Consider the following 11994-nt stretch of genomic DNA (forward strand, 5'->3'; position numbering starts at 1 on the left):
CGCCGTCACCCTCGATAATTCCTTTACCTACAAGTGCTTTTACTGCATTTTCGGCATATGCTGAAATTTCAGAACTGTCAGTGTATGATGATAAATCATCTAAAGCCGATAAATCATTGCCTTTGTATTGCAAATATTTATATAACAATACCATCATTTGCTCACGTGTTAAATCGGCATTTGCGTCAAAAGTCCAACCGTTGTTGTCGGAGATGATTGATTTTTCTTTAGCCCAATCTACTGCCTCGTCATACCAATTACCGCTTGTCTGTTCGCTGACTGCATTGCCGTCTGCTCTGTAAAGCATCATAATAAGCTGAGCACCCGTAACGGAGCTTTCAGGTGAAAATTCTGTATCACTCATACCGGAAATAAGTCCTTTTCCGTATGCTTGTGATACTACATTGTAATACCAAGCATCGCTTGCAACATCGGTGAACGGAATTGATACATTCATATCACCTTGCGGTTGTTCGCCGTTAGGCATTTGTGGTGGTTGCTCACCGTCGGATTGTTCTCCGTCAGGTTTTGCAGGCGGCTGTTCGCCCTGTGACTGTGTCGGCATTTGCGGTGGCTGTTCCGTAGTATCGGCAAAGGCCGCAGGCATTACCGAAGTAAGCAAAGCCGCTGTGATTAATAGAGTTGTAATTTTTTTCTTTAACATTTTGAATTCCTCCTTTATTTCGTTTCCATAATTGAAGTATAAGACAGAAACCTTAAAAAAACATTAAAATTCAAAAATAATTATAAATTTTTTTTATAATCTATTTACATTAAAAAAATAAACATATATAATAAAGTAAAGATTTTACAATCAACAAATTATTTGTTTTGGGGAAAAATATAATTAACGGAGGGTGATTATTATGAAAAAGTTATACAAATCTGATGTTGACAGAAAGCTCTGCGGTGTTTGCGGAGGAATATCGGAATATTTGGGGATTGATTCAACGATAGTGAGATTAATTTGGGTTGTGCTTGTGGTTTTCTTCGGAACGGGAATTTTGGCATACATCATTGCCGCACTTGTTATTCCCGATTATCCGAATAAAATAATATAATAATTTTGCGGAGGAAAATATGAATATAACACTTATTCGTTCCAATAAACGAAAAAACAGCACTACATATAATTCGGCTGAATATCTTATATCTAAGCTGGAAAATGTTGATAAAGTTTATGAATTTACTTTGCCGGAGGATATGCCACATATATGTTGCGGATGTTATGCGTGTATAAAAGGCGATGAGGAAAAGTGCGGTGGATATAAATATTTGAAACCTATATTAGACGCATTTGATGATTCAAGTCTTATTATATTCTGTTCGCCTGTTTATGTAGGTCATATTCCGGGTCAAATTAAAAGTTTTCTTGACCATTTCGGATACAGGTGGTTGGTTCATCGTCCCGATTTTAAAATGCTTAAGAAACAAGCCGTTATACTTGCAAGTGCTGGCGGCGGAGGCTTAAAAGCAACAGTTAAAGATATAAAGGACAGTATGGATTATTGGGGAGTTGCAAGGACTTATTCTGTCTGTCAAGGTGTTTGGGGATATTTTTGGGACAATATGCCCGATAAATTTAAAAATTCGCTTTTGAAAAAACTTGATAAAACAGCAAGAAAAATAAATAAGACTTCCGAAAAGGTCACTATGTCATTAAAAGTTAAAATGTTATATACGATGTTTTCAAAATTGCATTTAAAAAGAAAAATGACAAATGTTGATGATGAATATTGGATTAATAATTATAAAACGGAGGGGTAAAGGATGAAAATTAAAAAGGTAGTTTCGGGACTTTTGGCATTGTCAATAGCTGTTGGCAGTATGTATGTCGTATCGGCTAAAGACCAATATGTAACAAGAGGTCAGGTTGCGGATATGTTATTGGTTGCGGCAGACGATTACAACCCAAATGTAAAGAAAGAGGATATTATACAAGGATATGAGGACGGCGAACTTCACGAAGATTGGAATGTAACAAGAGCAGAGGCACTTGTTATGTTAAAGCGTGCTTTTGGAAAAATGCCTGAACTGAACGAGTACACAAAACGTATAGCAATACCTAAAGAAGATTTTACGGACATACCGAAGTGGGCAGAAACCGAACTTGCGGACGTATTTGACGCAGGTATTGTGGCAGGAACCTCGGAGGGAATATTTTCACCTGATGAAAATGTAACCGACACTCAAATGGACTTGTTTATAAAAAGAACATATGCGGTTTTCGGCAGCAATTTAAAAGACGATTTTTATGCAACGGTTAATAAAGACGCACTAAACAATTTTGAAATAAAACCCGGCAGATTGATTGCAGGTAATGCATACAGCTTAGATGATAAAAATACAGAGCGAATAAATGATTTGCTGGCAAATATCATAAACCAATCACACGAAAAAGGTACAAAAGAACAGAAAATAGCTGATTTATACAACAATATAACAGATACGGAATCAAGAAATAAAGCAGGTATTACACCAATAAAACCGTATCTTGATAAAATTGATGAAGTAAAGACAATTAAGGATTTGAACGAAATAAACAGTGAATTGATTAAGGAACTTTGTATATCGGCATTGGGTGATTTTTCGGTAACGGCTGATTTTAAGGACAACACAAAAAATATACCGGATTTTTATATGATAGCACCGATATTGCCGAAAGACATATATATGTCAGACGATGCGGAGCAGATAAAAGCATACAAAGATTATTTGACTGAAAATTTAGTATTGAGCGGAGAAACTAAAGAAAACGCTCAAAAACATTCAGAGGCATATTTTGATTTTGAAAAACAGCTTGCCGAGAGTATGCTTGATACACAGGATAATGCTGACGTTGACAAAATATACAATCTGTATACATTGGAAGAATTGCAGAAAGCAGTACCGAATATGGATATTTCAAAAATATTAAAGGATTCGGAATTGAAGTATAACGGTAAAATCCTTGTTTCGGACGTTGGTCTGTTGGAGAAAAACGGAGAACTTTATAATAAAGACAATATCGATGTTTTAAAGACAAGAGCCAAACTTATAGTATTGTTGGGTTGGGGCGAAACGTTAAATGAAGAATTTACACAAGTGTCAACCGATTTCCAAAATGCGTTTTACGGAACAGAGGGAAGTTATACCGCGGAGGAAAGAGCAACTATAACAATAGAAAACGTTATGTATGACTATCTTGGCGAATTATATGCTCAAAATTATTTCAGCAAAGAGGCAAAACAAAATGTCGAGAAAATGATAAGTGACATAATAGATGTATACAGAACAAGGATTGAAAAGCTTACATGGATGAGTGATACCACAAAGGAAAAGGCATTGAAAAAACTTGATACGATGCAAATTAATGTAGGTTATCCCGAAAATGTTCAGTCATATATGGACGATGTTGAAATTAAATTAGCTGCAGACGGCGGAAGTTATTTTGAAAATATGCTTGCAATCTCCAAAGAGCAGGTGAAAAATTTGATTGAACATCAAGACGAACCGATAGATAAAAATGATTGGGGCATGGCTGTTTATACGGTTAATGCAATGTATGACTCGTTGGCAAACAGTATAACATTCCCGGCTGGAATACTGCAAGCACCTATATATGATGTAAACGCGTCATATGAAGAAAATTTAGGTGGTATCGGATATATTATTGCGCACGAAATTACACACGCATTTGACAATAACGGTGCTAAATTTGACGAAAACGGTAATGCGACTGACTGGTGGACAGGAGAAGATTACAGTGCATTTTCAAAACTTTGCAAGGATGTTGAAGCTTTTTATGAAGGAGAAGAGGCGGCACCGGGAATTGCTGTGAACAGTGAGCTGACATTGAGCGAAAATATAGCCGATTTGGGTGCGGTATCTTGTATAACGGAAATAGTTTCTCACCTTGACAATCCGAATTACGAGGCATTATATAAATCAATAGCGAGAACATGGGCGTCAAGCTCAAGCCGTGAATATATGCAATATATTTCTCAAACAAATGTTCATTGTCTTGATAAATTGCGTACAAACCGTACTATTGTAAATGACCAGGAATTTTATGACACATTCGGCATAAAGGAAAATGACGGTATGTATGTTGCCCCTGAGGACAGAGTGCATATTTGGTAAAACAAAATATTAAGTTAAAGGCAATTCGGAATTTTCGGATTGCCTTTGTTTAATTGTTGTGATAAACTAAAATAAAGAACAAATATTCGGAGGTTACGATGGAACTTAGAGTATTAAAATATTTTTTGATGGTTGCACGAGAGGAAAATATAACAAGAGCGGCACAAAGACTGAATGTAACGCAACCTACTTTATCAAGACAGCTTATGCAGATGGAAGAAGAACTCGGAGTGAAGTTATTTAAACGCGGAAAACACAGTATATCACTTACAGAGGACGGAATACTGTTAAAACAACGTGCACAGGAAATTATAAATATAGAAGAAAAGATAAGAGAAGATTTGTCACACAGTGACGATATGCTTATGGGAACGATAACCATTGGAAGCGGAGAAACTTGTGTATTGAGTGGAGTTGCAAAGTTGGCGGCATCATTCAGAAAAGAAAATCCGAAAGTAATGTTTGAGGTTTGCAGTGGAATTGCTGACGATATTAAAGATAAAATTGAAAACGGTACTGTTGATATTGGTCTTTTGAAAGAGCCTGTCGATATAAGTAAATATGAATTTGTGCGTTTGGGGCAAAAAGAAAAATGGGGAGTTATAATGCGAAAAGATTGTCCGCTTGCGGAAAAAGAATATATTACTCCCAAAGATTTAGCAGGTCAGCCTTTGATATTCGCAAAACGTGAAAGCGTACGAAATGAAATAGAAAATTGGTTCGGTGATTGCTGCGACAATATCAAAATAGTGGCAAGCTGTGACCTTATATATAATACCGAATCGCTTGTAAAAGGCGGAGTAGGTTTGGCACTGTGTATTGACAGTGATATGTATTACGACGATTTATGCTTTAAGCCGCTTTCACCGATGCTTGAAACAGGAACTGTAATAGTCTGGCGAAAAAATCGTACTGTTTCACCGTCTGTCAATTCTTTTATAAAACACATTAAGAAATGCCTTGAATGTATAGCTTGAAATACAATATAAGTATTTTACATATGTACTTGTTATTGATAGAATATAGATGTCAAATAAAAGACATCTATATTTTTTATGGAGGAAATTATGACAATAGAAGAGGCAAGCGAAAAATACTGTATTCCCATAAAGATTTTAAAAGAATATGAAAGTATGGAACTTTGCAAAACCGTAAAAAGAGTTATGGGCGAATGGCATTATAATGATGAAGATATAAAAAGATTAAGTATGATAATGACATTGTATGAAACAGATTTTTCAAAAGAAGATATTGATGAATATATGCAGCTTATACTGTCAGGCGAAAATGACGAGGAATGTCTTAAAATCCTAAGTCAAAAACGAAAAAAAGCGCTTGACAAAATTCATATATTAGAAAAACAAATATCTAATTTAGATTATTTAAAGAATGAAATAAAAAATAATAATTAGGAGGAATTTAAAATGGTAAAACAAACAGCAGGTAGGGACAGTTTAGGCGATTTTGCTCCGAAATTCGCAGAACTGAATGATGATGTATTATTCGGAGAAGTATGGTCGCGAGAAGATAAATTGTCTTTAAAAATGAGATCAATACTTACAGTAACCGCATTGGTTAGCAAAGGTCTAATCGACAGTTCTTTTCAGTACCACGCAATGACCGCAAAGAAAAACGGCGTTACAAAAACAGAAATGGCAGAGATTTTAACACATCTTGCTTTTTATGTGGGTTGGCCGAACGCGTGGTCGGCATTTCGTGTTGTAAAAGAAGTGTATGCCGATGATACTACTGTTGAAAATCACGGTGGAATGTTCGGTATTGGTGAGGCAAATACGGCATATGCGAAGTATTTTATCGGAAACAGTTATTTAAAACCGCTTACAAATCCGAATGAAACGGTATTTGTGGCAAATGTAACTTTTGAGCCTGGTTGCCGTAATAATTGGCACGTTCACCACGCAACAAGCGGTGGCGGTCAACTTCTTTTATGTGTAGACGGTGAAGGCTGGTATCAAGAAGAAGGCAAAGAACCGCAAAGCCTGAAAGCGGGCGATATAGTCGCTATTCCTGCAGGTGTCAAGCATTGGCACGGTGCAAAGGCAAACAGTTGGTTCAGCCATTTGGCAGTTGAGTGTCCGGGTGAAAATACATCAAATGAATGGCTTGAACCTGTTGATGATGAACATTATCCAAAAGAAAACTAAAAGGAGAGAAACACAATAAAAAGAATAATATCAATAATAACATGAATTTACAGCTCGCTTGTATTTTGCGGTATAACAGGTTGTGTTGCAGGCGAAACAACACAAGCGACAGACAATACAGAAATGGATTACAAACAGCGGATTCAATAAGTAATTAGGAGGAATTTAAAATGAGTAAAAAATTGGTAGCATATTTTTCCGCAAGCGGTGTTACAAAGAGCGTAGCGGAAAGAATTGCAAAAGTGGCTAATGCGGATTTATTTGAAATTAAACCTACAATGCCTTATACAAATGCAGACCTTGACTGGAGAGATAAAACAAGTCGCAGTTCAGTTGAAATGAGCAATCCCGACTCACGTCCGAAAATAGCAAACAAGCTTGACAATATGGCAGATTACGATACAGTATTAATTGGTTTCCCAATTTGGTGGTACGTTGCACCTACAATTATAGATACATTTGTTGAAAACTATGACTTGTCAGGTAAAACAATCGTTCCGTTTGCAACTTCAGGTGGCAGCGGTATGGGTAAGACAGTTGATGTTTTGAGCAAACTGAGCCCGAATGCAAAATGGCAAACAGGTAAAATGGTAAACGGTATATCGGAAAAAGAAATTAAAAATTGGGTAAGCAATTTATAATACTGAAAAAGGAAAGCATTAAGTTGCTTTCCTTTTTCTATGTACTACATTTTAAAAATTGTTTTAACGATACCTCTAAGACATTTTGGCATTTTTACGACAACGATTTTCATTTTTACCTACTCCTTTCTACCATTTAAACAAACACAAATACCCAAAAAGCAGAAGAAAAATCATTTCGATTACCGCAATAATAGCCATAGGAAGAAATGCTCCCGCTATCACACCCGCACAAAATGACAAAGCCGCCAGCCCAACTGCCTTTGAACAACCTCTCATACAACAATTAAGCATATATCCCACCTCTGTAATCTTTTAATATATAATATGTAAAAGAAAAACATATGTGAAAAATATTTTTAAAAAACTATTGTAAGTTTATAACTTTTAATATATAATGCAATAGAGGGAGGTTATAGTTATGGAACAGGCTGTAATATGGATTTTGGGAATAATAGCGTTTATTATTCTTGAGGCAGTTACTTATCAGCTTGTCAGCATTTGGTTTGCAATCGGTGCGTTAGGCGGAATGATTGCGGCATTTTTGGGTACGAATTTCTATGTTCAAATGGCTGTGTTTATCGTGGTATCATTTATTTGTATACTGTGTTTAAGACCGTTGTCGATGAAGTTCTTCAAACCGAGAAATGTTGAAACAAATGCTCAAAGTTTGGTTGGTAAAGAAGTTTTGATAACAAGCGATGTCGATAATATCAGAGGCTTGGGAGAGGGCAAAGTTGACGGAAAAGTCTGGACTGTAAGAAGTATAGACAACTCTCATGTACTCAAAGGCGAAACGGCTGTTATCGAAAAAATTGAGGGTGTAAAACTTATTGTAAAGAGAAAGGATGATTAAAATGCCATTAGCAATTATACTTTTATTAATAATTATTTTGGTGATTATTGTAGCAAATATCAAAATAGTTCCACAGGCACATTCATACATTATTGAACGTCTTGGCGGTTACTACGCAACATGGGGTGTCGGACTTCATTTTAAAGTGCCGTTTATAGACAGAATTGCGAAGAAAGTTAATTTAAAGGAACACGTTGTTGACTTTCCGCCGCAACCTGTTATAACAAAGGATAACGTAACAATGCAGATTGATACGGTTGTTTATTATCAAATAACCGACCCGAAATTGTTTGCATACGGCGTTGAAAGACCTATGATGGCTATTGAAAATCTTACTGCAACAACTCTAAGAAACATTATCGGTGACCTTGAACTTGATGAAACATTGACATCTCGTGATACTGTAAATACAAAAATGCGTGCAATTCTTGACGAGGCAACTGACCCATGGGGTATTAAGATTAACAGAGTTGAACTTAAAAACATTATGCCTCCTGCTGAAATTCAAGACGCAATGGAACGTCAGATGAAAGCCGAAAGAGAAAGACGTGAATCAATACTTCGTGCAGAGGGTGAAAAGAAGTCTGCAATTCTTTTGGCAGAGGGTGAAAAAGAGTCTGCAATACTTCGTGCAGAGGCTAAAAAACAAGCCGCTATTAAAGAGGCAGAAGGTGAGGCTGAAGCAATTATCGCAGTACAGACAGCCGTTGCAGAAGGTATCAGAAGAATTAACGACTCAAAGCCAAGTGAACCGTATATTGCAATAAAGGCACTTGAAAGTTTTGAAAAAGCCGCTGACGGCAAGGCTACAAAGATAATTATACCGTCGGAAATACAAGGACTTGCAGGACTTGTAACGTCGATAAAAGAAATAGCAAAAAACGAAGATAAATAATTTAAAAAGCTCCCAAAATTTATTTTTGGGAGCTTTTAACGTTGTCTAAAATTATACACGAATTATCAGCGGACATTTTATGAAGAATCATACCTATTTCGTCATTCTCACTTTTATCGCTTATCAATATATCGCTTTCGGGATTTGCCGAAATAATCGAACGTATCTGACCTTCAATATCAATATCGGAATTATGTACTTCAAGAAGAATTTTCGTTTTAATATGGTTTTTCAAAAGTGCCGATGTAATTTCTTTTACAAAGAAGTATATTCCCATAGTACAAAACACGGTAAACAATGCAATAAAACATATATCCATCATATCTAAAACACCTCCGCTTTATAATATGCGGTTTTAAATAAAAGGTGTGTATGACTTGACAAATACATAGGATTTGTATTAAAATAGTATAGAAAAATGAGTTTACGGAGGAAGTTGTTATGGGACAAACATTAACAGAAAAAATACTGTCTGCACATCTTGTTGAAGGTGAGATGGTAAAAGGCAGTGAAATCGGAATTAGAATTGACCAGACCCTTACACAGGACGCAACAGGTACAATGGCATATCTTGAGTTTGAGGCTATGGGTGTGCCAAGAGTAAAAACAGAGCGTTCTGTTGCATATATTGACCATAATACATTGCAGAATGGTTTTGAAAATGCTGATGACCATAGATTTATCGGCAGTGTCTGTAAAAAACACGGAATTTACTTCTCAAGACCCGGTAACGGTATTTGTCACCAAGTACATCTTGAGCGTTTTGGTATTCCGGGTAAAACACTTATCGGTTCGGACAGCCATACACCGACAGGCGGCGGTATAGGAATGATTGCCATAGGCGCAGGCGGTATGGACGTTGCTGTTGCAATGGGCGGAGGTACATATTACATTACTTGCCCGAAAGTCGTTAAGGTAAATCTTACAGGCAAACTTCAACCGTGGGTTGCCGCAAAAGATGTAATTTTGGAAGTTCTAAAGCGTCTTTCTGTTAAGGGCGGTGTAGGCAAAGTTATCGAATACTGCGGTGAAGGAGTTAAAACTTTGTCAGTTCCCGAAAGAGCAACTATTACAAATATGGGTGCGGAACTTGGTGCAACAACATCAATATTCCCATCAGACGAAATAACACATGAATTCTTGAAAGCACAAGGCAGAGAAGAGGCATACACACCTCTATGTGCAGACGCAGACGCTGTATATGACGAAGAAGTTAATATAGACCTTAGCAAACTTGAACCGCTTGCAGCTTGCCCTCATTCACCTGATAATGTTAAGTCGGTAAGTGAACTTAGCGGTATGAAGATCGACCAAGTTTGTATCGGTTCATGCACAAACTCATCACTTCTTGATATGATGAAAGTTGCACATATTCTAAAAGGTAAGACTGTTAATCCTGATGTTTCTCTTGCAATTGCTCCGGGTTCAAAGCAGGTTTTGAATATGCTTGCAAATAACGGTGCTTTGGCTATTATGATTGACGCAGGTGCAAGAATACTGGAAAGTGCTTGCGGTCCTTGTATAGGTATGGGACAGTCACCTAATTCAAAGGGTATTTCACTAAGAACGTTTAACAGAAACTTTGAAGGCAGAAGTGGTACAAAAGACGGTCAGATTTATCTTGTATCACCTGAAACAGCTGCTATTTCAGCTATTACAGGTGTATTTACAGATCCAAGAACACTTGGTGACGCGGCTGATATAACATTGCCTGAAAAGTTCACTATAAACGATAATATGATAGTTCCTCCGGCAGATGAAAAGGATATGGACAGTATTGAAGTGCTTAGAGGTCCTAATATTAAGCCTTTCCCTGTATCAGAGCCGTTAGCTGAAACAATAGATGCAAAATGCTCGCTAAAGGTCGGCGATAATATCACAACAGACCATATTATGCCTGCCGGTGCAAAGATTTTGCCGTTGCGTTCAAATATTCCTAAGATTTCGGAATTCTGTTTCGCTGTATGTGACGAAAAGTTCCACGACAGAGCACTTGAACTTGGTAAGAGTATAATAGTCGGCGGTTCAAACTACGGACAGGGTTCTTCAAGAGAACACGCTGCACTTGCACCGTTGTATTTGGGTGTTAAGGCAGTTATCGTTAAGTCATTTGCAAGAATTCATATGGCTAATCTTATTAATGCCGGTATCGTGCCGCTAACATTTGCAAATGAATCGGATTACGATAAGATTGACCAAATGGACGAATTGAAGATTGAAAATATCGGTAAGCAAATTGCCAACGGTAAAGTTATTAAGGTGACAAACGTAACAAAAGGCTTTGATTTTGAGGTTAATGCAGATTTGTCAGACCGTCAAAAAGAAATGCTTTACGCAGGCGGACTTCTTAACTATACAAAACAAAATTCATAATGTAATTCAAAATGCGATGCTTTTAGGTGTCGCATTTTTTGTGTTATAAGGTATAAAATATGTGAATGTCAAGTGTAACTTTAGTAATATAGCACATTGACGGTACATATTTTTGATGATATAATACTAAAAAATGAATAATCACACAAAGTGTCGGCTATATTGTATGGGTATAGTCGGTGAAAAGGGAATCGGGTGAGAATTCCGAACGATAACAGTCGCTGTATGTATTGAAGTTTTTATATTTTTTGATGAAAGTCAGTCATTGGGAAACTGAGAAGGCGAATATAAAAATGTTAAGCTTGCTTTATATAATACGAGTCAGAAGACCTGCTTTGATACTGCTCCGTACTTATTGATATTGTCAATATAGGAGCAGTAGTATCGTACGCTTATATAAATGTATTAAGCGTGTTGTTTGCGTGCCGATATGTGATATACACAGGAAAACTCTGCTGTGATAATTTGAAAAAATTATCACAGCTTTTTTTATTTGATTTTACAGAAACGGAGCGTATTAATGAAAAAAATAATATCTTTAATTTTATCGTTTGTTTTGATTTCATCTGCAAATGCTTTTGCGGTAAGTATTGACGATATAAACAGCGTCATAAGTGATACGGAAAAATATTTATATGATAATTCGAAAACTCCTGCCGTATCATCGATAGGCGGTGAGTGGCTGATAATGGGACTGAGCAGAAATGACGGTGATATACCTGTCGGCTATTACGAGAATTATTACAACAATGTTGTCAATTATGTAAAAGAATGTGGCGGTGTATTGCATAACAAAAAATATACCGAATATTCAAGAGTTATAATTGCACTCACATCAATCGGAAAAGACCCTAAAAATGTCGGTGGATATAATTTATTACTTCCTTTAGGAGATTTTGAAAAAACTACTTGGCAAGGTATAAACGGTGCAATATGGGCATT

13 protein-coding genes, 1 pseudogene and 1 riboswitch are annotated in these 11994 nt (G+C 36.6%); of the genes and pseudogenes, 11 read left to right on the plus strand and 3 right to left on the minus strand.

Annotation, left to right across the window (positions count from 1 at the left end):
- Positions 1-664 (minus strand): S-layer homology domain-containing protein (locus ACLTU0_RS07485; RefSeq protein WP_412321866.1); only part of this gene is annotated, 664 nt, incomplete at its 3' end.
- Positions 665-866: 202 nt separating this feature from the next.
- Between ACLTU0_RS07485 and ACLTU0_RS07490 the strand changes: the two genes are divergently transcribed.
- From ACLTU0_RS07490 to ACLTU0_RS07520, 7 genes are all read left to right on the plus strand, one after another.
- Positions 867-1061, plus strand: coding sequence for a PspC domain-containing protein (locus ACLTU0_RS07490; RefSeq protein WP_412321868.1), 195 nt, complete (start codon positions 867-869; stop codon positions 1059-1061).
- A 19-nt stretch (positions 1062-1080) separates the two neighbouring features.
- On the plus strand, positions 1081-1767 hold the full coding sequence (locus ACLTU0_RS07495) for a flavodoxin family protein (protein ID WP_412321869.1): 687 nt from the start codon (positions 1081-1083) through the stop codon (positions 1765-1767).
- Positions 1768-1770: 3 nt separating this feature from the next.
- Positions 1771-4122 (plus strand): M13-type metalloendopeptidase, encoded by a 2352-nt coding sequence (locus ACLTU0_RS07500; protein ID WP_412321871.1) that lies wholly within the window; start codon positions 1771-1773, stop codon positions 4120-4122.
- A gap of 98 nt (positions 4123-4220) precedes the next feature.
- Positions 4221-5099, plus strand: coding sequence for a LysR family transcriptional regulator (locus ACLTU0_RS07505; RefSeq protein ID WP_412321873.1), 879 nt, complete (start codon positions 4221-4223; stop codon positions 5097-5099).
- Between the two features lie 90 nt (positions 5100-5189).
- On the plus strand, positions 5190-5534 hold the full coding sequence (locus ACLTU0_RS07510) for a MerR family transcriptional regulator (protein WP_337870065.1): 345 nt from the start codon (positions 5190-5192) through the stop codon (positions 5532-5534).
- 12 nt (positions 5535-5546) lie between these two features.
- Complete coding sequence (locus ACLTU0_RS07515) at positions 5547-6287, plus strand: carboxymuconolactone decarboxylase family protein (RefSeq protein WP_412321875.1); 741 nt, start codon at positions 5547-5549, stop codon at positions 6285-6287.
- A 170-nt stretch (positions 6288-6457) separates the two neighbouring features.
- A complete protein-coding gene (locus ACLTU0_RS07520; RefSeq protein WP_412321877.1) occupies positions 6458-6928 on the plus strand; it encodes a flavodoxin in 471 nt (156 codons plus the stop codon).
- A 129-nt stretch (positions 6929-7057) separates the two neighbouring features.
- Here ACLTU0_RS07520 and ACLTU0_RS07525 read toward each other — a convergent pair whose 3' ends face one another.
- Entirely contained in the window at positions 7058-7222 is a 165-nt protein-coding gene (locus tag ACLTU0_RS07525) for a hypothetical protein (RefSeq protein WP_022229391.1), read from the minus strand.
- 127 nt (positions 7223-7349) lie between these two features.
- Between ACLTU0_RS07525 and ACLTU0_RS07530 the strand changes: the two genes are divergently transcribed.
- Together ACLTU0_RS07530 and ACLTU0_RS07535 are read left to right on the plus strand one after the other, a co-directional pair.
- Complete coding sequence (locus ACLTU0_RS07530; RefSeq protein ID WP_412273844.1) at positions 7350-7784, plus strand: NfeD family protein; 435 nt, start codon at positions 7350-7352, stop codon at positions 7782-7784.
- 1 nt (position 7785) lies between these two features.
- The gene (locus tag ACLTU0_RS07535; protein ID WP_117967223.1) at positions 7786-8679 is read left to right on the plus strand and encodes an SPFH domain-containing protein; all 894 of its coding nucleotides are present in this window, start codon (positions 7786-7788) and stop codon (positions 8677-8679) included.
- Positions 8680-8698: 19 nt separating this feature from the next.
- On the opposite strand, the gene ACLTU0_RS07540 is transcribed toward ACLTU0_RS07535, so the two are convergent.
- Complete coding sequence (locus ACLTU0_RS07540) at positions 8699-9001, minus strand: hypothetical protein (RefSeq protein ID WP_412321878.1); 303 nt, start codon at positions 8999-9001, stop codon at positions 8699-8701.
- Between the two features lie 119 nt (positions 9002-9120).
- On the opposite strand from ACLTU0_RS07540, the gene ACLTU0_RS07545 reads away from it, so the two are divergent.
- Together ACLTU0_RS07545 and ACLTU0_RS07550 are read left to right on the plus strand one after the other, a co-directional pair.
- A complete protein-coding gene (locus ACLTU0_RS07545) occupies positions 9121-11052 on the plus strand; it encodes an aconitate hydratase (protein WP_412321880.1) in 1932 nt (643 codons plus the stop codon).
- A 131-nt stretch (positions 11053-11183) separates the two neighbouring features.
- A riboswitch (cobalamin riboswitch) is annotated at positions 11184-11405 on the plus strand.
- A gap of 167 nt (positions 11406-11572) precedes the next feature.
- Positions 11573-11994: pseudogene (locus tag ACLTU0_RS07550) on the plus strand (hypothetical protein); the annotation flags it as partial.

This window comes from Hominilimicola sp. (assembly GCF_046972485.1).
GTDB classification, from domain to species: Bacteria; Bacillota; Clostridia; order UBA1381; family UBA1381; genus Hominilimicola; species Hominilimicola fabiformis.